General features: G+C 64.8%; 24 protein-coding genes. 9 read left to right on the top strand and 15 right to left on the bottom strand.

The genetic code is table 11. The features are described 5' to 3' along the window. On the bottom strand, positions 1-2,358 hold the full coding sequence (locus HF854_RS01560) for an ATP-dependent helicase (protein ID WP_168934704.1): 2,358 nt from the start codon (positions 2,356-2,358) through the stop codon (positions 1-3). A 224-nt stretch (positions 2,359-2,582) separates the two neighbouring features. Here HF854_RS01560 and HF854_RS01565 point away from each other — a divergent pair, with 224 nt between their 5' ends. The 6 genes from HF854_RS01565 to HF854_RS01590 all read left to right on the top strand — a co-directional run bounded on the left by HF854_RS01565 (position 2,583) and on the right by HF854_RS01590 (position 9,288). Then, positions 2,583-3,104, top strand: a complete 522-nt coding sequence (locus HF854_RS01565; protein ID WP_168934705.1) for a hypothetical protein — start codon at positions 2,583-2,585, stop codon at positions 3,102-3,104. Positions 3,105-3,106: 2 nt separating this feature from the next. After that, positions 3,107-3,856, top strand: a complete 750-nt coding sequence (locus HF854_RS01570) for an MnmM family RNA methyltransferase (protein WP_168934706.1) — start codon at positions 3,107-3,109, stop codon at positions 3,854-3,856. A 299-nt stretch (positions 3,857-4,155) separates the two neighbouring features. Continuing rightward, positions 4,156-5,790: an L-lactate permease gene (locus HF854_RS01575; RefSeq protein WP_006008626.1), complete on the top strand. Its 1,635-nt coding sequence runs from the start codon at positions 4,156-4,158 to the stop codon at positions 5,788-5,790. A 685-nt stretch (positions 5,791-6,475) separates the two neighbouring features. After that, positions 6,476-7,396 (top strand): agmatinase, encoded by a 921-nt coding sequence (gene speB, locus HF854_RS01580; RefSeq protein ID WP_168934707.1) that lies wholly within the window; start codon positions 6,476-6,478, stop codon positions 7,394-7,396. A gap of 733 nt (positions 7,397-8,129) precedes the next feature. Next, a complete protein-coding gene (gene catB, locus HF854_RS01585) occupies positions 8,130-8,771 on the top strand; it encodes a type B chloramphenicol O-acetyltransferase (protein ID WP_168934708.1) in 642 nt (213 codons plus the stop codon). A gap of 364 nt (positions 8,772-9,135) precedes the next feature. Then, on the top strand, positions 9,136-9,288 hold the full coding sequence (locus tag HF854_RS01590) for a hypothetical protein (protein ID WP_168934709.1): 153 nt from the start codon (positions 9,136-9,138) through the stop codon (positions 9,286-9,288). A 390-nt stretch (positions 9,289-9,678) separates the two neighbouring features. Here HF854_RS01590 and cysK read toward each other — a convergent pair whose 3' ends face one another. Then, a complete protein-coding gene (gene cysK, locus HF854_RS01595; RefSeq protein WP_006008613.1) occupies positions 9,679-10,596 on the bottom strand; it encodes a cysteine synthase A in 918 nt (305 codons plus the stop codon). Between the two features lie 179 nt (positions 10,597-10,775). Here cysK and HF854_RS01600 point away from each other — a divergent pair, with 179 nt between their 5' ends. Continuing rightward, a complete protein-coding gene (locus HF854_RS01600; protein WP_168934710.1) occupies positions 10,776-11,234 on the top strand; it encodes a nuclear transport factor 2 family protein in 459 nt (152 codons plus the stop codon). Between the two features lie 248 nt (positions 11,235-11,482). On the opposite strand, the gene HF854_RS01605 is transcribed toward HF854_RS01600, so the two are convergent. The 11 genes from HF854_RS01605 to HF854_RS01655 form a co-directional block, all read right to left on the bottom strand. Then, the gene (locus HF854_RS01605; protein ID WP_006008602.1) at positions 11,483-11,911 is read right to left on the bottom strand and encodes a TOBE domain-containing protein; all 429 of its coding nucleotides are present in this window, start codon (positions 11,909-11,911) and stop codon (positions 11,483-11,485) included. A gap of 413 nt (positions 11,912-12,324) precedes the next feature. Beyond that, positions 12,325-13,185 (bottom strand): FAD/NAD(P)-binding protein, encoded by an 861-nt coding sequence (locus tag HF854_RS01610; protein WP_168934728.1) that lies wholly within the window; start codon positions 13,183-13,185, stop codon positions 12,325-12,327. A gap of 385 nt (positions 13,186-13,570) precedes the next feature. Further along, positions 13,571-14,623, bottom strand: a complete 1,053-nt coding sequence (locus tag HF854_RS01615) for a 4Fe-4S dicluster domain-containing protein (protein ID WP_168934711.1) — start codon at positions 14,621-14,623, stop codon at positions 13,571-13,573. Then, positions 14,620-16,068, bottom strand: coding sequence for a hydrogenase iron-sulfur subunit (locus HF854_RS01620; protein ID WP_168934712.1), 1,449 nt, complete (start codon positions 16,066-16,068; stop codon positions 14,620-14,622). Before HF854_RS01620 ends, HF854_RS01615 begins: the two co-directional genes overlap by 4 nt. Next, on the bottom strand, positions 16,056-18,017 hold the full coding sequence (locus tag HF854_RS01625) for a CoB--CoM heterodisulfide reductase iron-sulfur subunit A family protein (protein ID WP_006008592.1): 1,962 nt from the start codon (positions 18,015-18,017) through the stop codon (positions 16,056-16,058). Before HF854_RS01625 ends, HF854_RS01620 begins: the two co-directional genes overlap by 13 nt. Continuing rightward, positions 18,014-18,934 (bottom strand): CoB--CoM heterodisulfide reductase iron-sulfur subunit B family protein, encoded by a 921-nt coding sequence (locus HF854_RS01630; RefSeq protein WP_168934713.1) that lies wholly within the window; start codon positions 18,932-18,934, stop codon positions 18,014-18,016. Before HF854_RS01630 ends, HF854_RS01625 begins: the two co-directional genes overlap by 4 nt. Further along, on the bottom strand, positions 18,931-19,515 hold the full coding sequence (locus HF854_RS01635; protein WP_006008589.1) for a 4Fe-4S dicluster domain-containing protein: 585 nt from the start codon (positions 19,513-19,515) through the stop codon (positions 18,931-18,933). The genes HF854_RS01630 and HF854_RS01635 overlap by 4 nt, the downstream gene beginning before the upstream one ends. 151 nt (positions 19,516-19,666) lie before the next feature. Further along, positions 19,667-20,116 carry a type II 3-dehydroquinate dehydratase gene (gene aroQ / locus HF854_RS01640; protein WP_168934714.1) on the bottom strand — a complete coding sequence of 150 codons (450 nt, stop codon included), beginning with the start codon at positions 20,114-20,116 and terminating at the stop codon, positions 19,667-19,669. Between the two features lie 15 nt (positions 20,117-20,131). Beyond that, positions 20,132-20,980, bottom strand: a complete 849-nt coding sequence (aroE, locus tag HF854_RS01645) for a shikimate dehydrogenase (protein ID WP_168934715.1) — start codon at positions 20,978-20,980, stop codon at positions 20,132-20,134. A gap of 47 nt (positions 20,981-21,027) precedes the next feature. After that, positions 21,028-21,414, bottom strand: a complete 387-nt coding sequence (locus HF854_RS01650; RefSeq protein WP_168934716.1) for a rhodanese-like domain-containing protein — start codon at positions 21,412-21,414, stop codon at positions 21,028-21,030. Positions 21,415-21,482: 68 nt separating this feature from the next. Further along, positions 21,483-22,679, bottom strand: a complete 1,197-nt coding sequence (locus HF854_RS01655; protein WP_168934717.1) for a pyridoxal phosphate-dependent aminotransferase — start codon at positions 22,677-22,679, stop codon at positions 21,483-21,485. A 138-nt stretch (positions 22,680-22,817) separates the two neighbouring features. Here HF854_RS01655 and HF854_RS01660 point away from each other — a divergent pair, with 138 nt between their 5' ends. Then, positions 22,818-23,270 carry an MbtF gene (locus tag HF854_RS01660; protein WP_168934718.1) on the top strand — a complete coding sequence of 151 codons (453 nt, stop codon included), beginning with the start codon at positions 22,818-22,820 and terminating at the stop codon, positions 23,268-23,270. Positions 23,271-23,495: 225 nt separating this feature from the next. Here the strand turns inward: HF854_RS01660 and HF854_RS01665 are convergent, their stop codons facing one another. After that, positions 23,496-24,038, bottom strand: coding sequence for a hypothetical protein (locus HF854_RS01665; RefSeq protein WP_168934719.1), 543 nt, complete (start codon positions 24,036-24,038; stop codon positions 23,496-23,498). A gap of 78 nt (positions 24,039-24,116) precedes the next feature. After that, positions 24,117-24,623, bottom strand: a complete 507-nt coding sequence (locus HF854_RS01670) for a peptidylprolyl isomerase (RefSeq protein ID WP_168934720.1) — start codon at positions 24,621-24,623, stop codon at positions 24,117-24,119. A 142-nt stretch (positions 24,624-24,765) separates the two neighbouring features. On the opposite strand from HF854_RS01670, the gene mutY reads away from it, so the two are divergent. Then, on the top strand, positions 24,766-25,965 hold the full coding sequence (gene mutY / locus HF854_RS12635; RefSeq protein WP_275060963.1) for an A/G-specific adenine glycosylase: 1,200 nt from the start codon (positions 24,766-24,768) through the stop codon (positions 25,963-25,965). Positions 25,966-26,546: the final 581 nt, after the last annotated feature.

The following is a 26,546-nucleotide window of genomic DNA, read 5'->3' on the forward strand; positions in this document are numbered from 1 at the left end:
TCAGTCCTCCAGTTGCAGATAGTCGGCCAGGATGACCTTGATCCCGAAACCGGCAAAACTCACCTGTACTTTGTTCGGGGGCATGAGGCCGAGGATCTTGCCCCGGCCGAAGATCTTGTGGCGACAGAAGCAGGGGCGCTTGCCCGCGGCCACGGCCCCGGCGGCCGCCAGCACCGAACCTCCGGCAGCGTCACCGGCGGGAGCGGCAGGCGCAGCAGCCGGACGCCCCCCCGCGGTGCCTCCCGGCCGTTCGTCCGGGGGCAGCTGGCAGTCATCGGCATCCTGCAGGGCGCGGGTGGCGGCCAGACGCTGGGCCGGGCTGAGCCCGGCAGGGGCGGCAAGGCCCGCATGACGGCCGCGACCAAAGCCCGCGCCGGGGCCGGACGGGGCCGGACGGCCGCCAAAGGGATCGGCGAACATGCCGCCGCGCGCCCGTTTGCTCAGGCCGCCGCCGTAACTTTCCACCCACTCCTCGGTCAGCCCGGCGGGCAGCTCGCGCACGAAGGGGCTCTGGGCCACATGCTGCGTGCCCTGCTCGGCCTTGCTGTAGATGGTGGCCGGCGAATACAGGTCCAGCTCCTGCCGGGCGCGGGTGCAGGCCACGTACATCAGGCGGCGTTCTTCTTCGAAATCTTCGGGCCGTGCCAAGGCGTGGCGCGAGGGGAAGCGGTCCTCCACCAGGTCGATGATCAGCACGGCGTTCCACTCCAGGCCCTTGGCCGAGTGCACCGTGGAGAGGGTGATGCGGCCCTCGTTGTCCTCGTCTTCCTCGTCGGGGGAATCCAGGGCCAGATCGGCCAGGAACAGATCCAGATCGTTGTAGCCCGAGGCCATCTGCAGGATCTCTTCCAGTCCCTGCTGGCGGCGGGGCCAGTCTTCGGGATAGCGGCTCTCCAGCACGGGGCGGTAATGGTCCACGATGAGCTCCAGCGCCGTCACCGGATGCAGCGGGCGGGCGCGCATCTCGGCGATGAAGCGCAGGTCCTCGCGGAAGGAGGGGAAGCGGGCACAGGCCTTGTCCAGGGCCGGGCCGTCGGCGCTCTGGGCCACGTTATAGAGCTTGAGCACGGTCTTGGGGCCGATGCCCTCGTGCAGCTCGGCCACGCGCGAGAAGGCGGGCATGTCCAGCGGGTTGAGCAGCAGGCGGGCGTAGGCCATGACGTCCTTGACGTGGGCCGCCTCGGTGTAGCGCAGGCCGCCGTACTTGCGGAAGGCGATGCCCGCCTGGTTGAGGGCCATTTCCAGATGGTAGGAATGGAACCCCGCCCGGAAGAGCACGGCGATCTCGTGCGGCAGGTGCCGGGTCAGCAGGTCCTCGATGCGGCGCACCACCAGCTTGGCCTGGCTCATGTCGCTGAGGGGCGTCACCAGGCGTACCGGCGCGCCGCCCTCCTTGCGGGTGAACAGTTTTTTGCGGAAGGATTCCGTGGCGTTTTCCAGCAGGTTGTTGGCCACGTCCAGGATGGGCTTGGTGGAGCGGTAGTTCTCCTCCAGCCGGATGATGCGGGCCCCGGGGAAAAGCTTGGGAAAATCGAGGATGTTGCGCACGTTGGCGCCACGGAAGGCATAGATGGACTGGGCCTCGTCGCCCACGGCCATGACGTTGCCCGGCGGCATGCCTTCGCCCTCCGGCCCGGCCAGCAGACGCACGATGCGGGCCTGAACCAGGTTGGTGTCCTGATATTCGTCCACCAAAATGTGCGTGTAGCGGCGGCGCAGGTTCTCGGCCGCGCGCTCGTTGGTACGCAGCAGATGCTCCAGCTCGAACAGCAGATCGTCGTAGTCCAGCAGGCCCTTTTCCTTGCGGTAGGCATCGTAGGCCTCGCCCAGCTGCATCAGCGGCTCGGCATAGGGCAGCAGGTGGAAGGCCTCGCGCTGCAGGACCTCGTCCAGGCGCATCTCCTTGTTCCGGGCCTTGCTCAAAAAGCCCACGATGGCCTGGGTGCGCGGGAAGGAGCGGTCGCCCTTGCCCAGCCGGAGATCGTCCTTGCAGGCCTTGACCGCCGCGTTGATGTCCGCGCTGTCCATGACCGTGAAGGGGCGGTCCTCCAGCCAGTCGGGACGGTAACGGCGCAGCACGCCGAAAGCGAAGGAGTGGAAGGTCCCGCCCTGCACCAGGCTCAGGGCATGGTCGGACAGGGCCGCGGCCCGCTGCAGCATCTCCTGCGCCGCCTTGCGGGTGAAGGTGAGCAGCAGCATGGATTCCGGCGGGACGCCGTGATCCGCCAGCCAGGACAGGCGGTAGGTGATGGTGCGGGTCTTGCCGGAACCGGCGCCGGCCACTACCAGGACCGGCCCGTCGCCACAGGTGGCGGCCTCGTATTGGGCGCTGTTGAGCGCGTGCGCGTAATCAATCATCGTTACAGATTAGCATAAAGGCGCTGGGCAGGCCAGAGGAGCCCACAGGGCCATCCCGCCGGGGGGGACCGCGGTGGGTCGTCCCTCCACAGGCTCCAGCCCTCGGCGCATCCTTCCTCTATCCGGTCTCCCTTTCAGTAAAAAAAGGAAAATTCCTCCACCAGTTGACGCCGCCGGACGGGAATCGTAAAGTAGCTTGAAATTTTTTGCACAAAGGATTTTCCATGCCTACGCCTCAAGAAGAATTCCAGAATGCCGTCCTGCGCATCCTGGAAACCGTGATGTTCGAGAACTGGATCCGTTTCTATTTCCTCACTGAAAAGCTGGATGCGCCGGTGGAAGAAGGCGCGGAAAAGCCCCTGTTCGTGGCCATCCCCGAGCAGGGCATGCAGCGCATCAAGGAGCTGTACCCCGATCTGCTGCCCCTGGCCGAGAGCCTGAACGGCAAGGAGATCAGCTTTGCCCTGTCGCAGCAGGCCGTCTGTTCCTTCGTCATGGAACACCTGGACGGCAAGGTCATGCCCCAGCGCATGGCCGAGACCGTGTTCGACAGCACCACCTTCCAGACCCGCATGCAGCTGTTCAACGCCTGGGTGCAGATGCACGAGAACCAGCTGGACCAGAACTTCATGGAGTTCGGCAGCTGGCGCGAACTGTTCGCCCAGTGGTGTTCCACGGACCAGGTGAAGGAACTGGCCACCCGCATGGCCGCGCCGCGCGCCGAAGGTAACGGCACCACCCACTAGTCATGGCAGATCCTGTGGCCGCCTCCGGGGCGGCAAGCCCATTCCGCGCCGGGACGGTCCTGCGACCGCCCCGGCCTTCGCTTCTGGACGCCGTGGCGCACAGCGCCGTGCTCCGGGCCCTGGCGGCCTGGCGCGATAACGGCGGCGGGCAGCCCCCCCTGCTGCTGGACGGTACGGCCGGCAACGGCCACGACTGCCTCTTCCTGGCCCGTCAGGCCCCGGCGGGCAGCCTGCTGCTGGCCCTGGACATCCAGGAGGCCGCCCTGCAGGCCAGCCGGGCACGACTGGAGCAGGCAGGCATGGCGGCGCGCTGCTGTGCCTCGGCAGCGGCGGCCTGCGCCCTGTCCCCCCTCCCTTCCGGGACGACGGACATCCGTCTCGTCCTCCATTCCCATGCGGCCCTGCCGGAGCTGCTGGACGCCCTGTCCGAAGCGGACAGGCAACGCCCCCTGCTGGCGGGCATCTTCAATTTCGGCTACCTGCCGGGCACGGACAAGCGCTGCACCACCACGGCGTCGGGCAGTCTGGCGGCCGTGGATGCCCTGCTGGAGCGGCTGGCCCCGCAGGGCTGCCTGAGCCTGCACTGCTATACCGGCCATGAAGGCGGCGCCGCCGAAGAGGCCGCCCTTGCCCAACGACTGGCCCGTCTGGAGCCGCGGCGCTGGCGTGTGTTGCACTGCCGGGACGCCAACCGGGAGACCCACAGCGAAAGTATTTTGCTGGCCGAACGCCTGCCGGTACGGCAGCGCTGATCCGCAGACAGGAAGAGCCCCGGAAGGGGCTTTTTTTACAGGATTTTCCTGTCAGAAAAAGCTTGAAAAATATTTCATGAACTATTTCATAACGTAAAAATAGCTATTAAATTCAATAAATTAAAAAAAATTGGCCAAGCCTGAAAATAACGGAAATAACCCCCCTTTTTATCCCTAACCTATTGCATTTTCATCATTGCCAGCATAATCTTAGCGTTAAGGATGTATTTGTGTCGCCTGTCCTCGGGCAGGGGCCGGACGGACCGACGGCACGCTTTTCTAGTAGAAGGGAGAGAAAGATGGCTTGGACTCAGGTTTACGAACCTCTGGGAGGCATCGGCCTGTCGGCACTGGCGGCATCCGTACCGCTGATCATTCTGTTCTACATGCTGGCTTTCCGGCAGGCGAAAGGTCATATCGCCGCCGTGGCCGGTCTGGTGGGCGCCCTGCTGGTGGCCATCCTGGTCTGGAAGATGCCGGTAGGCCTGGCAGTCAACTCCGTGGCGCTGGGGGCCTGCTTCGGCCTGTTCCCCATCGTCTGGATCGTCATCACGGCCGTGTGGGTCTACAACATGACCGTGGAATCCGGTGAGTTCGAGATCATCAAAGACTCCCTGGCCCGCCTGACGGACGACCGTCGTCTGCAGGCCCTGTTCATCGCCTTCGCCTTCTCCTGCTTCATCGAAGGTACCGCCGGTTTCGGTACCCCCGTGGCCATCGCCGCCGCCATGCTGGTGGGCTTGGGCTTCACCCCGCTGTGGGGCGCCGGTATCGCCCTGATCGCCAACACCGCCCCCGTGGCCTTCGGCGCCATCGGTGTGCCGCTGATCGTGGCCGCCCAGGTGTCCGGCCTTGACCAGATGACCGTCTCCGCCATTGCCGGTCGTCAGCTGCCCCTGCTGTCCCTGATCGTGCCCCTGTGGGTCTGCGTGGTCATGTGCGGCTTCAAGCGTTCCATGGAAGTGCTGCCCGCCATCATCGTGGCCGGTGTGGCCTTTGGCGGCGCCCAGTTCCTGCTGGCCAACTTCCACGGCCCGACCCTGCCCGACATCGGTTCCGCCATCGCCACCATCGTGGCCCTGATGCTGCTGCTCAAGGTCTGGCAGCCCAAGAGCATCTTCCGCTTCGAAGGCGAAGCTCCCTCCAACCTGGAAGGCCAGGGCTATCCTCTGGCCGTCGTGCTGCGCGCCTGGGCCCCGTACCTGGTGCTGGCCGTGTTCGTGTTCTTCTGGGGCCTGGGCTCCTTCAAGGCCATCCTCAACGGCCTGCCCGGCACCGTGTTCAACATCTCCTGGCCCGGCCTGGATGGCGAAGTCATGAAGACCGCCCCCATCGTGCAGGCTGACGCCGTGTACGGCGCCAAGTTCACCTTCAACTGGCTGTCCGCTGGCGGTACCGCCATCCTGCTGTCCGGTCTGGTGTCCGTGCCCTTCATGCCCAAGTACGGTTACGGCAAGGCCATCGCCTGCTTCATGCGTACCCTGAAGCAGCTGACCTTCCCCATCCTGACCATCGCCATGATCCTGGGCCTGGCTTACCTGATGAACTACTCCGGCATGAGCTCCACCCTGGGTCTGGCCTTCACCCACACCGGCTGGCTGTTCCCCTTCTTCTCTCCCCTGCTGGGCTGGCTGGGCGTGTTCCTGACCGGTTCCGACACGTCCTCCTGCGCCCTGTTCGGCGGCATGCAGAAGGACACCGCCCTGGCCGTGGGCATGCGCCCCGAACTGGCCGTGGCCTCCAACGCCTCCGGTGGCGTGACCGCCAAGATGATCTCGCCCCAGTCCCTGTCCGTGGCTACCGCCGCCACCAACAATGCCGGTCAGGAAGGCAAGCTCTTCCGCTTCACCATCGGTCACAGCATCGGCATGACCCTGGTGCTCTGCGTGCTGGCCTACCTGCAGGCTGGTCCCCTTTCCTGGATGCTGCCCTAACGGGTATGGCCCAGGCCTGAGGGCCTGACAGACCAACGTCGGCAAGGGCCCCGGTCTTCCGGGGCCCTTTTCCTGTGTCTGGCGGCCTTCTGCCGCGATGGGCTCCCCGCTGCCGTCCGGCGGCTATGGCAGCTCTGCCCGGACAGGGCCCAGACCGCTTCCGCAAGCGTCTTTCCCGCCCGCACACCTCTCCCAAAACATGGCCGGTCCAGGGACAAAATCCCTGAACCGGCAAGGCGGTGCTACCGCGCCCGAAGCCAGCTTTTTTGACCGCTCCCGCTTTTTTCTTGCAGCGGCCCCGCTCCCCATAGTATGGGAGGCAGGACGGCGTGCCCCCAGGGCCCGACCTGCCCGGAAAGGGCAAAAAAACGCCCGGAAAGCACCGCAGCCGGCGGCCGTACCGGATCGCCGCAGCCCTGACCGGCCACCCCCTGGAAAGGGGAGTGTGCAATATTTTTGTCCCCCCGTATGGCTTCGGCAGGGCTTATGTAAAAAAAATTAAACGGCCTTTTCGCTCATAGCGAACAATAAAAACAATAAAAAACAGTAAGATAGAAAAAACATTCCTCGCTGGATATTTTGGCACGCCTTATGCAGTAAGCTAAGTACCTTCCTTTCTTACTGACAGTTCAACCTAAACGGCCTGCCCCCCCAGCAGGCCGTTTTTCTGTCTGGAGACACGAGCATGTCCAGCCCCGTCACCGTCTGTCATCAGGAATTCGACGAAAGCCATTTCCTGGCCTCGGAATACGAACCGGCCCGGCCGGAACAGGCCGCCTTCCATATCATCCCGGTCCCGCTGGAGCAAAGCGTCTCCTACGGGGGCGGCACCGCCCACGGCCCGGCCGCCATCCTTTCCGCCTCGCAGCAGCTGGAGGCCTGGGACGGCATCAGCGCCCCGGGAGAAGCGGGCCTGTACACCGCCCCTGCCGTGGACTGTGATGCCCCCATCGAGACCGTGCTGGACCGCATCGAAGCCGCCACGGCCCACGCCCTGCGCTGCAAGGCCCTGCCCGTCATCCTGGGCGGTGAGCATACCGTGAGCCTGGGCGCCCTGCGTGCCCTGGCCGCCGAGGCCGCACATACGGGCGAGCCCTTTGGCGTGGTGCAGTTCGATGCCCATGCGGACCTGCGTTCCCAGTATGAAGGCTCCATCTATTCCCACGCCAGCGTCATGCACCGGGCCGTGGCCGACCTTGGCCTGCCGCTGGCCCAGTTCGCCATGCGCGACTTCTGCCGCGAAGAAGTGGAGGTGCGCCGCCAGTACAATGTCTTGCACTATGACGCCGACGTCCTCTTCCGCCAGGGCCTGCCGGAACAGCCCCTGCCCGCGGACTTTCCCCGCCGCCTCTACATCACCTTCGACGTGGACGGTCTGGATGCCTCGCTGATGCCCGCCACGGGCACGCCTTCGCCCGGCGGCCTGTTCTGGCATCAGGCCCTGCTGCTCATCGAGCGCTGCCTGCAGGGCCGCAGCATGGTCGGCATGGACGTGGTGGAGCTGGCTCCCCTGCCGGGCCTGCATCATGCGGACTTCACCGCCGCCAAGCTCACCCACGCCCTCATGGGCTTTGCCCAGCGCGCCGGTCTGCCCCGCAAGGCATAACGGCCGGGGCATCCTGCTTTGGAGGAAGAAAGGCTACCCCGCATCCTGCCGGCGATGTCCGTCGGGCCCGTATCGCCAACGGCGCTGACTTTCAGGGCCCCTCCTCGTTGCCGGTGATCCCGTGAGGCGTCTTTCTCGCTAACGGGCACGGCCTGCGGCCGCCATCCGGTCTCATCTCTGCTGTCGATGCCCGTAGCTTCCTGCGTCGCAACGGGCACGGCCTGCGGCCGCCATCCGGTCGCATCTCTGCTGTCGATGCGAGAGGGCTTTCCCCTCAAACTCCCCTTCACCAGCCTGCTTTTCCTGCCTGTGTCCCCAAACGGGGCACAGGCTTTTTTTGCTTCGACCATCCTCGCACAGAGGAGCGATCTCAGAGAGCCCGTCCGCTGCGGCCCTGTCCCGATACGGCAGGCTGTCGTGCCTGCGGCACGCTCTGCGTGCATGGATACGCCGCCTTCCCGTGGCCCGACCGGCCACAGCCATTGCATCCTCTACAGGCCCCGGCTACCATGCTCTCCCAACTCCCGGCCCGCCCGCGGCAACGCACGACGACAGCCCCGCTGCCCGAAGACGGGACCGCCATACGCAACCGGATAAACGTATTGGGGAGGGGGGAGCTGACCGGATGGTGGCCGCAAGACCGTGGCCGTCAGGAACGGCGATGCTCCGGGAAAAGGAACGAAATGCTTCAAAAAGGTCCTTCTCCCCGCCTGCCCTCCCGCAAGGAAGCGCCATGAATCTCTTTGAAAGTCCCTTCAAGGGCGTCCCTCTGGACCAGCAGATCCGCAACCCCAACATCCGTGCGGGCCGCTACAGCTATTACTCCGGCTATTACCACGGCCACAGCTTCGACGACTGCGCCCGCTATCTGAGCCCGGAACGCGATGACGTGGACAAGCTCATCATTGGTTCCTTCTGTTCCATCGGCAGCGGCGCCAGCTTCATCATGGCGGGCAATCAGGGCCATCGCATGGACTGGATCGCCACCTTCCCCTTTTTCTACATGCCGGAAGAGGCGGGCTTCCAGGAGGCCGTAGACGGCTTCGTCCGCGCCGGGGACACCGTGGTGGGCAACGACGTCTGGATCGGTACGGAAGCCATGATCATGCCCGGCGTACGCATCGGAGACGGCGCTGTCATCGCCGCACGCGCCGTAGTGACCGCGGACGTGGAACCCTATGCCGTGGTGGCCGGCATGCCCGCCCGTCAGCTGCGCCGACGTTTCAGCCAGGAACGGATCGCCATGCTGCTGGAGATGCGCTGGTGGGACTGGCCGCTGGAGCGTATCAACGCGGCCATGCCCCTGCTCTGCTCCGGCCAGGTGGAACGGCTCCACGAGTTCTGGCGCAGCGGCCGGAATGCCGTGCAGGACTAAGGCTGCCGCCTGCCGCTCTTGCAGGATGCCTGCCCGGACAAACAGGCCTCTCCCTGTCCGGGCAGACGCCGCAGGCCCTGGCTTCCGGCCGGAGAACACGCATGCGACGGAAAGCCCCCTGCAGCCCTGCGCCGTGACGACATTTTTGTGACGTCATCGCTATCCCGGCTTTTTTGCTGGACTTCTATTCCTATCTGTACCATAGGAAACGGGCCGTCGAGCTGACGGCCATGTCACGCAAGGAGTTCCCATGTCATCTGACAGTCCCATCCCTCCCAGTATCCAGGTATCTGTCCCGTCACGCTGATCGCCTGCCTTGCGTCCACCTTCCCGCAGGCGGCACCAGCCCTGCGAGGAGGTCTCCATGTCCCGTTCCCGTCTTTTTCCGCCGTCTGTCTTCCAGTACGGCCCCGTCCGTGACCGGATCATCTTCCGGACACGCCGTCATGTCCTGCATCCTTCCCGCTCGTCCATCCCCGTCATGGGCCGGACGTCTGTGATGCGCGCTGCCTGCTGACAGGCCGTCACGTCCCCTTTGCCGTATCCTGCCGGGCCCTGCCCTGCGGGATGGCCTTCCGTCATCGTTTATCTTCGCCTACGCCTTCCTGGGCGATCTGCTGCAGCAGGCGGGCTAAGAAGGATCCGGTGACGCCCAACGGGGGAAGGCCTCGGCTGTGCCCTGGTGAGGTCCCCCGGCGTTGGCGCAGATGCCGCAAAAGACCCCGTATCCCTCCAGATACCCTTGCGGACTGCCCGGCGACGGTCCTGAGGCAAGGGCCCTCCCTGGCCCCCCGGCGCGTTGTACCCGGCCATGCATGGTCGCCACCAAGGCCACAAAAAAAGCCCCCTCATGGAGGGGGCTTTTTTACAGCTCGTCATCAGGAGGCCCCGGGGCCTCCCGCAAAAACTAGTCCTGACGGAACAGGGGCGTGGACATGTAACGTTCGCCGGTATCGCAGGCGAAGGTCACGATGTTCTTGCCCTGCATCTCGGGACGGGCGGCCACGCTGAGGGCGGCCAGCACGTTGGCGCCGGTGGAGATGCCCGCGCACACGCCCTGCAGGCGCATCAGGCGGCGTGCCGTAGCCATGGCCTCCGCCGTGGGCACCTGGATGATCTCGTCCAGCAGGCTGCGGTCCAGGATGGAGGGCACGAAATTGGCCCCGATGCCCTGGATGCCGTGCTGTCCGGCCTGTCCGCCGGAAAGGACGGGGGATTCCGCCGGTTCCACGGCCATGACCTTGAAGCCGGGGATGTTCTCCTTGAGGAAGCGGCCCGTGCCCGTGATGGACGAACCGGAACCCACACCGGCCACCAGCACGTCCATATGGCCCACGCTGTCGGCAAGGATCTCGGGGCCGGTGGTGAGGTAATGGGCCTCCACGGCCAGCGGGTTGGAGAACTGCCCGAACAGCAGGCCGTTGCGCTCTTCCGCCAGTTTTTCCGCGACCTTGATGGCCCCCTTCATGCCTTCGGCGGCCGGGGTCAGCACCAGTTCCGCGCCCAGGGCATGCAGCAGGTTGCGGCGCTCCACGCTCATGGAATCGGGCATGGTCAGCACGCAGTGCAGGCCCCGCACGGCAGCCACCAGGGCGATGCCGATGCCCAGGTTGCCGCTGGTGGCCTCAACGATGGTGCCGCCGGCTTCGATGTCGCCCCACTCCATGGTCTTGTCGATCACATGGAAGGCCACGCGATCCTTGATGGATCCCCCGGGATTGCGGTTTTCGAGCTTGAGCCAGACCGTACCGGGCAGATCTGCGCCGAGAGCGTTCAGACGCAGCAAAGGTGTTCTGCCGATGCTTTGCAGAATATTGGTGAGCATGCTGTATCCTTGCTAAAAGTCAGGGAATAAAAAGAAGAACATCAATATATGCCAGCCGGGCATGTTTTGCAAATCGGCGCCGGGCCTGACAAGGGACGCAACTTGACAGCTTTCATGATGCCCCGTATCGTTTTTTATAACAGGTACCGTCCATCCCTAGCTCCAAAGGAGGATGCATCATGAAGCTGTTCCGTATGTTCCTTGTATCGCTGGCCCTGAGCCTGATCTTTGCCGGTGCGGCCCTGGCCAAGGCTGATGTGACCGAACTGTATGCCGAGGCCCTCATGACCGGTGATGTGGAGTCCCTGGACAAGCTCCTGGCCCCCAATTACTGGCATGTCAGCGCCAACGGGCATATCCAGGACAAGGAACACTTCCTGGCGAGCCTCAAGGAAAGGAAGCTGGTCATCGACCGTATCCGCCTCAGCAACATGCGCAGCACCGTCATGGGTGACGTGACCCTGGTCACGGCCAACGGCGAGCTCAAGGGCTCGGCCACGCCCCCCCTGCCCCAGGGCCTGATGCGCTATACCATGGTCCTGAACAAGGTCGGCAAGGAGACCAAGATCGTCCTCTTCCAGGCCACGCCCGTGGTCCCCTCGCAGGATTGCCGTGACGGCAACTGCGCCATCCGCTGATCCCTTCCCGGATTCGACATTTCAAGGCTGCCCGCGGGCAGCCTTTTTTTGTGGCCCCGGGCAGCGCTACCGTCCCTGCCCAGGCGCCTTTCCTTTTCCGGGCCTCCACGACCTTTCCCGGCCGGGCAAGGCCGGGGGCGCGGGCACGCCCTCTTCCCTGACAACAGGACATCTGGCGTCGCAGCGAACATGAAAAAAGGGCCGCCTCCCTGCGGAGACGGCCCTCGGATATCGCGTAGCGACAGGACTTACTTCTTGACGGCCATGATCACGTTGGTGGCCTTGACGATGGCGGTCACCTTGCTGCCTTCGGCCAGGCCCAGCTTGCTGATGCTGCCCATGGTGATGATGGAGGTCATTTCGCCGTCAGCACCCAGGTCCACCACCACTTCGCCGTTGACGGCGCCGGGGGTCACGCTCTTCACGGTACCGCAGAACTGGTTGCGGGTGGAGAGGATGTACTGGTCGGCATCGTTCATCAGGATGACCATGCTGGCCTTGACCAGGGCGCAGGCTTCCTTGCCTTCGACCAGGCCCAGACGTTCGGTGCTGGCCTTGGTGATGGAGGCCACCAGTTTGGTGCCGGAAGGCATGGTCAGTTCGATCTCGTCATTGACGGCGCCGGGACGCACGGAGCTGATGGTGCCCCAGAAAGTATTGCGAGCGCTGGTTTCCATATTTTTTCTCCTTATGTCGGTGGGAGGTTGAGTACTTACGCAAGGGGGATATACGCACAAGGAAAGGGGCTGTAAAGGGTACGAAAACGTCCCCGGATGAAAATTCACGCTTTTTGACAGACAATTTTCAGGAAAATTTACCAGTTAAGAAAAAATAAATTATTTCATCATGTTTAAAAAAGATAATCACGATTGATTGTCACAAAATAGTGACTTTTAAGTCATTAAATCGTGATATAGTACATCTTGCCCAGCGGAATCACGGCATTTCTTCCCCGTGCCCGGCAGGGGGGACGGACACCTCTCCCGGACAGGCGTTTTTGCCGCCGTCGTACCGGGACGCTCCCCGGTCAGGGCACAAAAAAAGAAGGGGCCCGAAGACCCCTTCCTTCAAACGCAGCAAAGATGTCGGCCTACAGTTCGGGCGGCAGTTCCTTGAGCTGGGCCATGGTGAACACCGGGCCGTCCACGCAGACATAGTGGCTGCCGATGTTGCAGCGGCCACAGATGCCGATACCGCACTTCATGCGCTTTTCCAGCGTGGTCACGATGTTCTCGGGCTGGAAGCCCAGTTTTTCCAGGGCCTGCAGGGTGAACTTGATCATGATCGGCGGACCGCAGAGCACGGCCACGCAGTTGTCCGGGCTGGGGTTCAGCTCGGTCAGCACGTTGGGGATCAGACCCACCTTGTGCGGCCAGCCTTCGTAGGGATTGTCGATGCAGAGCGTGCAATCCAGGTCGGGGTTGGCCAGCCAGCCCTCCAGCTCGTAGCTGAAGGCCATGTCGCGCGGCGAACGGGCGCCGTACAGCAGGCTCACCTTGCCGTAGTCGGCCTTGTGCTCCAGCACGTGCAGCATGATGGTACGGATGGGGGCCATGCCGATACCGCCGCCCACGAAGAAGATGTTCTTCCCCTTCCAGTCATTGTAAGGGAAGAAGTTGCCCAGGGGGGCGCGCACGCCCACCTTGTCGCCGGGTCTCAGGCGATGGATGGCGGAGGTCACTTCACCGGCCTGCATGACGGAGAACTGCAGGTACTCCTTCTGCGAAGGCGGAGTGTTGATGACGAAGGTGGATTCACCGGCGCCGAACACCGAGAGCTGGCCCACCTGGCCGGGCTCATAGGTGAAGTTGGCCATCTGATCGGGATCGTCCAGGACCACGCGCAGGGTCTTGATGTTGCCGGTCTCCTGGATGGTCTCCACCACCGTGGCCAGCATGGGCTTGTAGGGGTTGCCCGCCTGCTGGGGACGGGGCGTGATCTCGCGCAGCATGCCGCCGTCGGCACGGGGCTTGAGGACGGCAGGCTTGGCGGCCGGTTTGGCTTCCGCCGCGGGGGCGGGAGCTTCGGCGGGCTTGGCAGCGGCCTTGCTCTTGCGGGTACGGGCGGGTTTTTCTTCAGCCACGGCGGGAGCCTGGGCGGGTTCGGCCACGGCGGGGGCTTCGGCCTTCACGGCTTCGGCCGGCACCGGGCTTTCCTTGACCACGGGCGCATGGCTTTCCTTCAGCACGGGGCTGTCCGTGCCGCGCACGGCCACTTCCGCGGCTTCTGCCGGGGCAGCCGCAGCGGCAGCCTTCTTGGTCTTGGCTGCGGGCTTGGCGGCAGGCTTCGTGCTTTTGCTCCGGGTGGTAGTTTTCTTGGTAGCCATGAACGAACTCCTACTTGTTGATGGCGTCGAGCACGATGGCGCGGATATCCAGATGCACGGGGCAGTTGCTCACGCAGCGGCCGCAGCCGTTGCAGGAGAAGGCGCCCCAGTTCTCGGGATAGGTGGCAAACTTGTGCGACACGCGGTTGCGCATGCGCAGGGCCTTGGCCGTACGGGGATTGTGCCCGCTGGCTTCACGCGTGAACAGGGGCGACATGCAGTTGTCCCAGGTACGCAGACGGCGGCCCTCACGGCCGTTGAGGCCGTCGCCTTCGTCGGTGATGTTGAAGCAGTAGCAGGTGGGGCAGAAGTAGGTACAGGCCCCGCAGGACAGACAACGGTCGGTCTCCTGCTGCCAGAACTCCACATCCTCGAAGCGGGCGGCCACCTTGGCCGGAGCTTCGGCCAGGCTGGGCGCCTTTTCCAGGCTGGCCCAGGCGGCCTTGCGGGCGGCCTCGGCATCGGCAAAGCGGTCGGCGCCGTCGGCCAGGCTGCTGCCTTCCAGCAGGGCCGCGCCCTTGTCGGTCATGGCCTGCAGCACATAGCCGCCTTCCACTTCGGTCATCAGCACGTCGGAACCTTCCGGCGAGGTGGGACCGCCGCCCACCCAGTGGCAGAAGCAGGTGCTGCAACCGCTGGGGCAGGTCAGGGTGATGACGGTGAGCTGGTCACGACGGGCCTTGTAGTACGGGTCCGCGAAGGGGCCGTGCAGGTAGGGCCGGTCCAGGGTCACATAGCCGCGGGCGTCACAGGGACGGCTGCCGAAGACCACGGTGGGCTCGGCCTGCGGCGTATCGTCCAGGGTCATGGTGCATTTGCCCGGATCATTGGGATCCTTGGTCTTGCTGTAGCGCACCAGCACTTCGCACTGGGGCAGCACGGCTTCCTTGGCGGGCACGGTGGCCTTGGCCAGGGTGAAGGGCTTGCCTTCCTTCCAGGGCTCGAACACGACCGCGGTCTTGTTGCCCGGCTTCTCTACCGGGGCCAGCACGCGGGCGCTCTTGGAGAGGTGAGCCAGAAAGGCGGGCAGGCCGTCAGCGGTGACGAAACGGGTTATGCTCATTTCCACTCCCTCTCATGGATGTTCTTTTCTTCCAGCTCATAGCCCAGCAGCGGCGGCACGGCCTCGGGGTCCATACCGGCCTTGTAGCCGTCGAAGAGCTGGCTCACGGCACGACCGATCTGCTGGCGCAGGGCCAGGATCGGGATGCCCACGGGGCAGGCCCGCTGGCATTCGCCGCAACCGGTGCAGCGGCCGGCCAGGTGCAGGGCGTGGATGGTCTGGAAGTACAGTTTTTCGCGCACGCTGTCTTCCTGGGTCATCCAGTGGGGATCACGGCTCTCGGCCACGCAGTAGTCGCGGCACACGCACATGGGGCAGGCGTTGCGGCAGGCGTAGCAGCGCAGGCAGCGTTCCATCTGGCCGCGCCAGAAGGCCATGCGTTCGGGCAGGGTCATGGAGTCCAGCAGGGCCAGCTCGGGCGGCGTGCCGGGGGTGCCTTCCACCGTGGTGGGCGCACCGGCCAGAGTATCGGCCAGCTGGGCCGTGGGCATGGTGCAGCCGTAGCATTTGCCCTGGGCGCATTCGGTCATGCAGAAGCGGTGTTCCTTGCCGTCGGCGGTGACGGTCACGCCGGCCTCGTCATAGACCACGCTGTCGATCTTGTTGTAGCGGCCCAGCTCCTTGTCCACGCGGGCCATGTCCAGGGTGCCTTCGCAGGGCATGGCGAAGATGGTCACGTCGTCGCGGTTGATGAGGTTTTCCTGCAACAGTTCCACCACGGAGCGGGAGTCGCAGCCCTTGACCACGATGCCCACCTTCTTGCCCTTGAAGCTGGGCAGGTAGGTGGCGGGGTTGTTGACGTTGAAGGGGCCCCAGACCAGCTTGTCCACGTCTTCGGGCGTGCGCATGAACAGCGGCACCGTATGCACGGCGTCGTAGCCCTGCTGCCAGCCGATGACGCAGTCCAGTTCGGGCAGCTTGGCCTTGATGGCGGCCTTGAGCTCGTCCAGTTTGGCGTTCTGGCCGGTACCCAGCGGACGCAGGGACGTGAGGGCCATGTCCACCACCTTGAGCAGCGGCTCGGGATCCTCGAAGCGGGGCGCGGGGCCCAGCTTGTGGATGCGGTCGGTGAAGGTGGTCACCACATGCTGCCAGCGCTGGCCTTCGGAAGCCGAGACCCAGGTGTACTCGAAGCGGCGCTCGTCGATGCCCAGCACGGGCAGGAACTGCTTGAGCACTTCCAGACGGCGGCGGGCATAGTAGTTGCCGGCGGAATAGTGGCAGTCACGCGGGTGGCAGCCCGACACCAGCACACCGTCCGCACCGTTGAGCAGGGCGCGCACGATGAACAGCGGGTCGATGCGGCCCGAACAGGGGACACGGATGATACGCAGGTCGGTGGGCTGGGTGGCACGGGCGACCCCGGCGGTGTCGGCACCGCCGTAGGAACACCAGTTGCAAAGAAAGCCTACGATCCGCAGTTCTTTGCCATTCAGCACTGGCATAAGGCATTCACCTCCGCAAGGATCTGATTGTCAGTAGCGTGCGAAAGCTGGATGGCCCCCTGCGGACAGGTGGAGGTACACACACCGCAACCCTGACATACGGTTTCGATAACCTGCGCCTTCTTCTCGCCGCGGAATTCCACTTCCGTGATGGCGCCGAAGGGGCAGCAACGGATGCACTTGCCGCAGGCCACACAGCGCTTGTTGTCCACCTGCGCGATCTGCGGGTCATTTTCAAGTTTGTCGCGGGCAAAGAGCGCCAGCACCTTGGCCGCGGCGGCCGAGCCCTGGGACACCGACGAGGGGATGTCCTTGGTGCCCTGGCAGACACCGGCCAGGAACACGCCGGCGGTGTTGGTCTCCACAGGCTTCAGCTTGGGATGGCTCTCCATGAAGAAGCCGTAGCTGTCGTAGGAGATGCGCAGCTTCTCGGCCAGCTGCGGGGAGCCCTTGCTGGCTTCGATGCCCACTGCCAGGACCACCAGGTCGGCGCGGATCTCCACGGGCTGGCCCAGCAGGGTGTCCACGCCCTTGACGATGTACTGGCCATTGCCGTCGGGGTAGATCTTGGACACGCGGCCGCGGATGTATTCCGTGCCGTATTCCTCGATGGCCCGGCGGGTGAACTCGTCATAGAGCTTGGATGGGGCACGGATGTCCATGTAGAAGACGTAGGACTGCGAAGTGGGGATGTGGTCCTTGGTCAGCACGGCCTGCTTGGCGGTGTACATGCAGCAGAAGCCCGAACAGTAGGGACGGCCGATGGACTTGTCGCGCGAGCCCACGCACTGGATGAAGACCACGCTCTGGGGCTCCTTGCCGTCGGAAGGACGCTTGATGTGGCCTTCGGTGGGGCCGGAGGCGGACAGCAGGCGTTCGTACTGCAGGGAGGTGATGACGTCGGGGTACTTGCCGCCGCCGTACTGCTCGTAGATGGTCCAGTCCATGAGGTCGTAACCGGTGGCGGCCACGATGCAGCCCACTTCCTCGGTGATGACCTCGTCCTGCATGTCGTACTTGATGGCGCCGGTGGGGCAGACCTTGGCGCACACGCCGCACTTGCCCTTGGTCATCTGACGGCAATATTCGGGATTGATGACCGCCTTCTTGGGGATGGCCTGCGGGAAGGCGATGTTGATGGCCGTGGTGGGACCGGTGAATTCGTTGAAGGCGTCAGGCGTCTTCTTGCTGGGGCATTTTTCCGTGCAGGCGCCGCAGCCGGTGCACAGGCTCCAGTCCACATAGGTGGCGCGCTTGCGGATCTTGACGGTGAAGTTGCCCACGTAGCCGGAGATGTCTTCCACTTCCGACATGGCGTACAGGGTGATGTTGGGATGCTGGGCCACGTCCACCATCTTGGGGCCCAGGATGCAGGCCGAGCAGTCCACGGTGGGGAAGGTCTTGTCCAGCTTGGCCATCTTGCCGCCGATGGTGGGCTGGCGTTCCACCAGCACCACGGGCACGCCGCCGTCGGCGCAGTCCAGGGCGGCCTGGATGCCGGCCACACCGCCGCCGATGATAAGCACGCGCTTGTTGATGTCGAAGGACTTGGAGAACAGCGGCTTGTTGTTGCGCAGCTTGGCAACGGCCATCTCCACCAGTTCGGCGGCCTTGTTGGTGTTGGCCACCTTGTCCTTGCCGATCCAGGAGACGTGCTCGCGGATGTTGGCCATTTCGAACATGTAGCGGTTCAAGCCGGCCCGTTCCACGGTGCGGCGGAACGTGGGCTCGTGCATGCGCGGGCTGCAGGAGGCCACCACCACGCCGTCCAGCTTGTGCTCGTGGATGGCCGCCTCGATGGCGGCCTGGCCGGGCTCGGCGCAGGAGTACATGAGGTCCACGGCGTAGACCACATCGGGATAGGCTCGGGCCGTCTCGGCGACCTTGGCGCAATCAACGGTGCCGCCGATATTGCTGCCGCAGTGACAGATGAAAACGCCTATTCTCATGCTTTATCTCCTTCGGGGGCCTGGGCCTTCTGGGCGTCTTCGCGCTGGGTGTCGAGGATGCGCTCCACCAGGACGTTGGCGCTGACCACCAGCTTGTCGAGGCCCAGTTCGCTGGGCAGCATGCCGAAGGCAAGGCCCATCATCTGGGTGTAGTAGAGCACCGGCATATTGAAATAGCGGTCCACGCCCTTCATGGCCTGTTTCTGGCGCAGGTCCAGGTTCATCTGGCACAGGGGGCAGGCCACCACGATGGCGTCGGCGCCCATGTTGGTGGCCACTTCGAGGATGCGGCCCGACAGCTGCGCCGTCATGGGACGTTCCGGGATGCCGAAGGAGGCGCCACAGCACTCGGTCTTGAGCGGGAAGTCCAGCATCTCGGCGCCGCAGGCGCCCAGCAGCTCTTCCATGAGGGTGGGGTTCTCGGGATCCCCGAACTGCATGAGTTCCGCCGGACGGCTCATGAGACAGCCGTAGTAGGCCACCAGCTTGAGGCCGCGCAGGCTGCGCTTCACACGGCTGGCGATGGCCTTGGCGTCGTACATCTGGGCGATGCCCTGCATGACGGAGGTCACGGGCGGGAAGCTCTCGGCCGCGGGGTTGTCCAGCAGCTCGTTGACGCGGGCGCGGAACTCCGGCTTTTCCATGCGTTTGGCCGCATGGCGCAGGTTGGAGAGGCAGCTCGGACAGGGCGTCACCACCATGTCGGCCTGGGTGCGGGCGGCGATGTCCAGGTTGCGCACGCACAGGGCCGCGGAAAGTTCGGTATCCACCGCATGGGCGGGCGTGGAACCACAGCAGTTCCAGTCGGGCAGCTCTTCCAGACGCATGCCCAGGGCGCCGCACACGGCCTGGGTGGACATTTCGTAATCGGCCGAGGAGCCCTTGGCCGAACAGCCGGGATAGTAGGCAAGTCTCATGGGCGCACCCCCTCACGCTTGGCGCGTTCCTTGTAGCGGGTCATGATGCGGCCCACAGCCTCGGCGCCGCCGTTGGGAATGGAATGGGGCTTGAAGCCCAGCTTCTGTTTGGCCAGGGCCTGGGGAGCCAGGTCCACGTCCGTGAAGACGCGCAGGGAGCGCAACATGTACAGGACCATGGTGCCGATCTCGTAGGTCCGCCCGAACTTGCGCACGGTATCGAGGAAGGAGAACCAGAATTTTTCCACCTTGGGCACGGCCACGCGGCCTTCCTTGCGGGCCATGTGACGCAGGGTCTCCATGACCTCGGCCACATCGATGTTGTTGGGGCAGCGGAGGCTGCAAGTGGAACAGGACAGACACATCCAGATGGAGCGGGAGTTCAGCACCTGGTCTTTCAGGCCCAGTTGCACGCCACGCATGATCTGGTTGGCCTGCAGGTCATAGACGAAGCCCGCAGGACAGCCAGCCGAGCAGTTGCCGCACTGGTAGCAGGTGGAGACGTTTTGCCCGCTCTGCGCTTCCACCGCGGCGGTGAAGTCGCGGTCACGCTTTCGGGTCAGATCAATGGCGTCGTTCATGGAAACTCTCAAGGTTAGAGTCTGAAGGACAAAGACATACCAATTTGTAGCAGACTAGCGCGTCTGCATGAAAAAATCCAGCCAAAGCACACATGTTTTTTACGTTCCGCACAGTTCGCAAAGTCTTGGCTGGCGGGCATTTCTCGCCACGTCAGGCATCCTTGCGTTCCAGCAACGAACAGGCGGCGCGCAGGCCCAGCAGATAGCTGTCCACACCGAAGCCCGCGATGCTGCCCGCGCTGACCGTGGACAGCACCGAATGGTGACGGAACTCCTCCCGGGCATGGACGTTGGACATGTGCACCTCCACCACCGGGATGGACAGTATGCCCAGGGCATCCATGATGGCGTAGCTGTAATGGGTCCAGGCCCCGGCATTGATGACGATGGCGTCCGTGCCGTCCGTGAGGGCCGCGTGGATGCGTTCCACCATCACGCCCTCGTGATTGGTCTGGAAGGTCTCCAGCGCCACGCCCAGTTCACCGGCCAGCCCCTGCAGGGCCGCGTCGATGTCGGCCAGGGTGGCATGGCCGTAATGACGGGGGTCGCGTTTGCCGAACATGTCGAGATTGACGCCGTGGAGGACGAGGATCTTGTGCATGGTATCCCTCCTGACTCAGGCGCGCGCGGCGCCCAGCTGATGTTCCAGGGCCAGACGGGCGGCCTGCGGCATGTCCTGCCCGGTCCAGAGGCGGAACTGGGCCTCGCCCTGACGGAAAAACATCTCCAGGCCGCTGATGGTGGCCCAGCCGCGGGCCTGTGCCTCGCGCAGGAACAGGGTGCGCAGCGGGTTGTAGACGATGTCGTAGGCCACGGGCACACCGCCGTCCGCCGGGGCCGGGGCCCGGTCGAAATCATAGGGGCTCTGGTCCTCGGCCTTGCCGTGCATGCCCAGGGGCGTGGTGTTGACCAGCAGCGAGGCCGCCACGTCATAACGCTCGGCCCAGGGCACGGCCGTGACGCCGAAGCGCTCCACCAGCGGCGCATGGGAACGGTCGGAAGGCGTGGTCACGAAGATGCGGCGGCAGCCGTGCAGCCACAGGCCGCAGACCACGGCGCGGGCGGCCCCTCCGGCGCCCAGCACCAGCACCGGGGTGGCCGGGTCGAGGCCGCGTTCCAGCAGGGGATGCATGAAGCCGGTCACGTCGGTGTTCTCGCCGCAGAGCCGGTCGTCCCGCCAGTACAGGGTGTTGGCGGCGCCCATGAGCTCCACGCGCTCGCTGCGGTGATCCAGCAGGGGCAGGATCTCCACCTTGTGCGGCAGGGTGACGGAGCAGCCGCGGATGCCCAAAAGGCGCATGCTGTCCACGAATCGCGGCAGTTTTTCCGGGGGCAGCTCCCAGAGCATGTAGGCCGCGGGGATGCCCAGGGCCTGGAAGGCGGTGTTGTGCAGCAGCGGGCTCAGGCTCTGGGCCAGGGGCCAGCCGATGACGCCATAGAGGGAAGAGGGGATGAAAGCGGACATAAGGCAGTATCCATGGAGGAGAGGGCACGGCCGGGCCGTGCGGGACGTTATTCTTCGGGCAGCCCGGCGGCCCGCCAGGAGCGGAAGCCGTCGGCAAGGTGCAGCACGTCGTCCCGGCCCCACTGCCGCAGCAGGCGCATGGCCTGCCCGGAGCGGTTGCCCGAACGGCAGTAGAGCAGGATGGGCACGTCCTTGCGCGCCAGGGCTTCCAGCTGCTGCCGGAAATCCGGGACGAAGAAATCCAGGTTGCGGGCGCCGGGCAGATGCCCGTCCCGGAACTCTTCCGGGGTGCGGATGTCCAGCACCACCAGACCGACGGGCGGCCGGGCCAGCACCTGACGGGCCTCGTCCGGGCCGATGTCGCGGGCCAGGATGCCCGCGGCAGGCAGCAGGAGACAGCACAGCAGGACAAAAAGGGAAAGGAGACGGGACACGATACCTCCGGAAGACGCAGGAGACAAAAAGGGCGGGAAGGCGCACGCCCTCCCGCTCCCAAAAGACGTTACTTGCCGGCCACCGCGGCGTAGGCGCGGGCGAAGCCTTCGGCGGCATTGCGGATGACGGTCTCGTCCACGCAGAAGGCCAGGCGGAAATAGCCGGGGCAACCGAAACCGGAACCGGGCACGGCCAGCACGCGCTCTTCCACCAGACGGTTGACGAAGGCCACGTCGTCGCCGCCGGGGGCCTGCGGGAAGAAGTAGAAGGCACCGGCGGGCATCTGGAAGCTGTAGCCGGCATCGGTCAGCACCTCGGCCATGGCCTGACGGCGGCGGGCGTAGATCTCCACGTCCACCTGGCTGCCCAGGGCGGCGGCCATGATGTGCTGGCCCACCACGGGCGGGTTGACGAAGCCGAGGATGCGGTTGGTCAGGGTCAGACCGGCCATGAGCCTGGCACGGTCGGCCAGCTTGGGCGAAACGGCCACATAGCCCACGCGTTCGCCGGGCAGGGACAGGTTCTTGGAGAAGGAGCTGATGACCACGGCATACTGGTACAGGGGCAGCACCGAGGGCACTTCCACGCCGTCGTAGGTCAGGAAGCGGTAGGGCTCGTCGGCGATGAGCCAGATGGGATGGCCGTACTGCTCGCTCTTGTTCTCCAGCAGGCGGCACAGGGAGGTGACGGCCTTGCGGCTGTAGACCACGCCCGTGGGGTTGTGGGGCGAGTTGATGAGCACCACGCGGGTCTTCTCGTCGATGGCTTCTTCCAGGGCGTCCAGGTCGGGCTCGAAGGTACCGGACTTGCTCATGATGGCCTGGAGGCTGCCGCCGTGGTTGGCCACATAAAAGCCGTATTCCACGAAATACGGGGCAAAGGTCAGCATCTTCTCGCCGGGATTGATGACGGCGCGCAGGAAGGCATTAAGGCCGCCGGCGGCACCGCAGGTGAGCAGCACGTCATTGGCCTCCAGGGCCACGCCCTGCTCCTTGCTCAGATGGGCGGCCAGCTGTTCGCGCGCCCAGGGGAAACCGGCATTGGGCATGTAGCCGAAAGCGAAAGGTTCACCGGCATGTTCGGCAAAACGGCGCAGGCCCTCGCCCACGGCGGCGGGGGCGGGCAGGTCGGGATTGCCCAGGCTGAAGTCATAGACGTTCTCCGCACCGTAGCGGGCTTTCAACTGGCCGCCGGCCTCGAACATGCGGCGGATCCAGGAGGCATTTTCCAGATAGCCGGAAACGCTTTCTGCAAGAAGGGACATGGGTTTCTCCTGAGTTGTTGTCCACGCAATCCTGGCGGAGCGCACAGGGCTCGTCAGACTGCTGATCCTATTGTCATTCTGGTGACTATCCAGTATAGCTTGCGAAGGCTGGAAATAGCAAATACCCGGAGGCCCCCCATGCGCAAGCGTTTTTCTGGAAAAAACCTGTACCGTGCTCCGCTCCTGCTGGGCGCGACCCTGATGCTCTCGGCCTGCGGCCTGTGGCAGGACAGCAGCGAGCCCCCCGCCCAGCCGGAAACGCCCCCTGACATGCAGGTGGACGTGAAGCTGCGCGCCCTGCACCGCTGTTCGCGCATCTCGCCCGAGATGGTGGTCACCAACGTGCCCAAGGGCACGGACTACTTCGATGTCCGCCTGCTGGAGAACGAGCCGCAGGAACGCCTGCTGGGCGGCGGCAACTGGGAGAACGACGGTACCGGCATCATCCCCGAAGGCGCCCTGACGCGGGTCTACACCGGCCCCTGCCCGCCGGCGGGCCAGAGCCGCCAGTACACCTATGTGATCTCCGCCATGTCCCACAAGAGCAAGCACCCCCTGAGCGTCCGGGTCTATCCCTTCGTCCAGGAATAGGCTGACGAACTTTCGGGAGCCTCCCCTGCGGAGCGCTGCCGTGACGGGCATGGCCTGACCGCCGGCCCTTCGCCCCCTGCGTCCCGGGGCCTGCCCCTGGAACATACGCCGCTGCGGCGACACCGCAGCACATCCCTGAAAAAAACAGGACCGCCATCCCCGCAGCCCAAAGGCAGTACGGGGAGGCGGTCCTGTCGTTTTCCTTGTGGAAGAGATCCCGACTTCTTACTTGTTGCCCAGGGTCTCCTGGAGCACGTCGATCATGAAGGCATCGGGATTCTTGGCGCAGGCGGCCAGGAACTTGTCCAGGGTCTCCTGCTTGGCCAGGATGGACTTTTCCGTCACATTGTACTGGCGGTTGTAGGCATCCAGCCAGATGACGAAGCCGCTGCCGTTCTCGGGATGTTCGTTATAGGCGCGGCACTTGGTCACGTCGGCTTCCCATTCGCCGCTGATGGGGCGGGGCAGCTTTTTCTTGAGGGGCTCCCAGATCTCGGCCACCACGGCGGTGGGCTGCTCCTGGCACATGAGGTAGGCCTGGGGCACCAGCACGTTGATGGCCTGCGGATCAGCCACGGTATAGCCGATGTTGGAGCTCACGTAGCCGTCGATCTGCAGGGCCTGGAAGACGGGCGGATCCTGGCTGACGGCGCCCTGCGCCACGAATTCGGCGCAGATGTAGTTGGCGGGGTCGATCTTTTCGTCTTCCGCCTGGGCAGCCAGGGGCAGGGCCAGCAGCAGGCAGCAGCACAAAAGCCATTTTTTCATGTTTCCTCCTGAAAATCCGGCAGCCCCACGACAGGCGTGGGGCTGACAGTCCAGAATCGGTGAGGAACAGGCCGCGGCCTATTCGAAGCGGCTGGCGCCGGTGATGAGCACCATGTCGGTGGGCACGTTCTCGTGGAAGCCCACGCTCTTGGTCTTGACCTTGGCGATCTTGTCCACCACGTCCATGCCTTCCACGACCTTGCCGAACACGCAGTAGCCCCAGCCGCTGGGCACGGGAGCGCTGTAGTTCAGGAAATCGTTGTCCACCAGGTTGATGAAGAACTGGGCGGTGGCGCTGTGGGGATCCATGGTGCGGGCCATGGCGATGGTGCCGCGGTCATTGGAAAGACCGTTGTCGGCTTCGTTCTTGATGGGGGCGCGGGTGGCCTTCTCGTCCATGCGGGGGCCAAGGCCGCCGCCCTGGATCATGAAGCCGGGGATCACGCGATGGAAAATGGTGTTGGCATAAAAGCCGTCATCCACATATTGCAGGAAGTTGGCGACGGTGTCGGGAGCCTTGTCGGGGAAGAGCTCGATCAGGATGTCGCCCGAGGTCGTTTCCAGCAGCACGGTGGGATTGGACATGGTAACTCCTTGAGGGAAATTTGCGGCGGCCATGCAACACGGCGGCCATCCGTCTCTATACGACAAGCGGCCGGCAAAGACAATGCGCCCCTCTCCGCCCCGGCGGGGTGACAGGAAGGGCCCGCGCGGCTACACTGCGGCCATGAGATCCCGCCAGACCACCGGCCAGCATACGCTGCCGTCCCTTGTCCCCGTCACCGGTGCCGTGCCGCCGCCCGGCCACCGTCCGCCCGAAGACCACCTCCCCGAGCTGCAGCAGGCCCTGCTCGCCTGGTTCGCCGCCAATGCCCGACCCCTGCCCTGGCGACGCCATTACACGCCCTACGAGGTCTGGATCTCGGAGATCATGCTCCAGCAGACCCAGATGGAGCGCGGCGTCAGCTACTTTTTGCGCTGGATGGAGCGCTTCCCCGACCTGCCCGCCCTGGCCGCCGCCTCCGAGGAGGAGGTGCTGCACGCCTGGGAGGGCCTGGGCTACTATTCCCGTGCCCGCAACCTGCTGGCCGCCGCCCGTCTGGTCATGCAGGAACACGGCGGCGTCTTCCCCTCCGATCCCGAAGCCATCCGCGCCCTGCCCGGCATCGGCCCCTACACCACCGCCGCCATCGCCAGCATCGCCTTCAACCTGCCCGTGGCCTGTATCGACGCCAACGTGGAACGGGTCATCGCCCGCGTCTTCGATGTGGACAGCCCGGTCAAATCCGGCCCGGCCGCCGCACGCATCGCGGAGCTGGCCCGCCGCATCCTGCCCGAAGGCGAGGCCCGCCGCCACAACCAGGCCATGATGGAGCTGGGCGCCCTGGTCTGCGGCAAGAAGCCCCGCTGCGGCCAGTGTCCCCTGGCCCGTTTCTGCACGGCCCTGCATCTGGGCATCGTGCATGAGCGCCCCGTGCCGGGCAAAAAGGCGGAGATCACTCCCATCGAGGTGGTGACCGGTGTCCTTTCCAGCCACGACCGCGTCTTCGTCCAGAAGCGTCTGCCCCAGGGTGCCTGGGGCGGTCTGTGGGAATTCCCCGGCGGCCGCGTGGAGCCCGGCGAGACGCCGGAACAGGCCGTGGTGCGCGAATTCGCCGAAGAAACGGGCTTCACCGTCCGGGTGACGGCCCCGCTGGGCATCATCCGCCACGGCTACACTACCTACCGGGTGCGCCTGCACTGCTTCGCCCTGGAGCTGGTCACGGACGATACGCCCCGGCCGCCCGAGCCCCCCGTGCTCACGGCGGCCACGGCCTGCCGCTGGCTGGAGCGCGGAGAGCTGGAGAGCCTGGCCATGCCCGCCGCCCACCGCAAACTGGCCGACAGCCTCACGGCGCCGAAAGGGCCGCTGCTGACGGCTTTTTAGGGCTTTTTTTGAGGGGGAACCCCTCATCTCTGCTATCGATGCCCGTAGGGCTCCTGCGTCGCCAACGGGCACGGCCCTGCGGGCCGCCATCCGGTCGCATCTCTGCTGTCGATGCCCGTAGGGCTCCTGCGTCGCCAACGGGCACGGCCCTGCGGGCCGCCATCCGGTCGCTACTGGCGCGAGAGGGGTTCCCCCTCAAACTCCCCCTCCCCAGTGCGCTTTATCAGGGGAGGCAGCGCGTCCTTGCCGCCCTCCACCGCAGGACCGGAGACGGGATGCTCTGCGCTCGCAGGAGTCCGGGACGGCGGACCGCCCCTGTCCACCTCTCCCCAGTGAAGTCGCACGGGGCCGCGCCGCACTGGATGCCCGGCCTGTCCGCAGCGGTCTTTCCTGAAAAATCCGCGCTAAAAGCGGATTTTTCCGCCCCAGGCCATGAAAAAGGCTTGACAGGCCCCTGATTCTCTCCTTATATGGTTGTCCGAAATGGCGCGGCAGTCACTGCCGCATCATCCTGATGCAGAACATGCGTTCACAACGGGGTGGCCTCAACAGGCCCCCTTTTTTTTGTACTTGCGACCGGG

This window comes from Desulfovibrio piger (assembly GCF_012843875.1).
Classification (GTDB): Bacteria; Desulfobacterota; Desulfovibrionia; order Desulfovibrionales; family Desulfovibrionaceae; genus Desulfovibrio.

Excerpts from the sequence above, each read along its gene's own strand:
- HF854_RS01560 (WP_168934704.1), bottom strand. The coding sequence starts at position 2,358 with ATGATTGATTACGCGCACGCGCTCAACAGCGCCCAATACGAGGCCGCC.
- HF854_RS01565 (WP_168934705.1), top strand. The coding sequence starts at position 2,583 with ATGCCTACGCCTCAAGAAGAATTCCAGAATGCCGTCCTGCGCATCCTG.
- HF854_RS01570 (WP_168934706.1), top strand. The coding sequence starts at position 3,107 with ATGGCAGATCCTGTGGCCGCCTCCGGGGCGGCAAGCCCATTCCGCGCC.
- HF854_RS01575 (WP_006008626.1), top strand. The coding sequence starts at position 4,156 with ATGGCTTGGACTCAGGTTTACGAACCTCTGGGAGGCATCGGCCTGTCG.
- speB (WP_168934707.1), top strand. The coding sequence starts at position 6,476 with ATGTCCAGCCCCGTCACCGTCTGTCATCAGGAATTCGACGAAAGCCAT.
- catB (WP_168934708.1), top strand. The coding sequence starts at position 8,130 with ATGAATCTCTTTGAAAGTCCCTTCAAGGGCGTCCCTCTGGACCAGCAG.
- HF854_RS01590 (WP_168934709.1), top strand. The coding sequence starts at position 9,136 with ATGTCCCGTTCCCGTCTTTTTCCGCCGTCTGTCTTCCAGTACGGCCCC.
- cysK (WP_006008613.1), bottom strand. The coding sequence starts at position 10,596 with ATGCTCACCAATATTCTGCAAAGCATCGGCAGAACACCTTTGCTGCGT.
- HF854_RS01600 (WP_168934710.1), top strand. The coding sequence starts at position 10,776 with ATGAAGCTGTTCCGTATGTTCCTTGTATCGCTGGCCCTGAGCCTGATC.
- HF854_RS01605 (WP_006008602.1), bottom strand. The coding sequence starts at position 11,911 with ATGGAAACCAGCGCTCGCAATACTTTCTGGGGCACCATCAGCTCCGTG.
- HF854_RS01610 (WP_168934728.1), bottom strand. The coding sequence starts at position 13,185 with ATGCTGCGCGAGATCACGCCCCGTCCCCAGCAGGCGGGCAACCCCTAC.
- HF854_RS01615 (WP_168934711.1), bottom strand. The coding sequence starts at position 14,623 with ATGAGCATAACCCGTTTCGTCACCGCTGACGGCCTGCCCGCCTTTCTG.
- HF854_RS01620 (WP_168934712.1), bottom strand. The coding sequence starts at position 16,068 with ATGCCAGTGCTGAATGGCAAAGAACTGCGGATCGTAGGCTTTCTTTGC.
- HF854_RS01625 (WP_006008592.1), bottom strand. The coding sequence starts at position 18,017 with ATGAGAATAGGCGTTTTCATCTGTCACTGCGGCAGCAATATCGGCGGC.
- HF854_RS01630 (WP_168934713.1), bottom strand. The coding sequence starts at position 18,934 with ATGAGACTTGCCTACTATCCCGGCTGTTCGGCCAAGGGCTCCTCGGCC.
- HF854_RS01635 (WP_006008589.1), bottom strand. The coding sequence starts at position 19,515 with ATGAACGACGCCATTGATCTGACCCGAAAGCGTGACCGCGACTTCACC.
- aroQ (WP_168934714.1), bottom strand. The coding sequence starts at position 20,116 with ATGCACAAGATCCTCGTCCTCCACGGCGTCAATCTCGACATGTTCGGC.
- aroE (WP_168934715.1), bottom strand. The coding sequence starts at position 20,980 with ATGTCCGCTTTCATCCCCTCTTCCCTCTATGGCGTCATCGGCTGGCCC.
- HF854_RS01655 (WP_168934717.1), bottom strand. The coding sequence starts at position 22,679 with ATGTCCCTTCTTGCAGAAAGCGTTTCCGGCTATCTGGAAAATGCCTCC.
- HF854_RS01660 (WP_168934718.1), top strand. The coding sequence starts at position 22,818 with ATGCGCAAGCGTTTTTCTGGAAAAAACCTGTACCGTGCTCCGCTCCTG.
- HF854_RS01665 (WP_168934719.1), bottom strand. The coding sequence starts at position 24,038 with ATGAAAAAATGGCTTTTGTGCTGCTGCCTGCTGCTGGCCCTGCCCCTG.
- HF854_RS01670 (WP_168934720.1), bottom strand. The coding sequence starts at position 24,623 with ATGTCCAATCCCACCGTGCTGCTGGAAACGACCTCGGGCGACATCCTG.
- mutY (WP_275060963.1), top strand. The coding sequence starts at position 24,766 with ATGAGATCCCGCCAGACCACCGGCCAGCATACGCTGCCGTCCCTTGTC.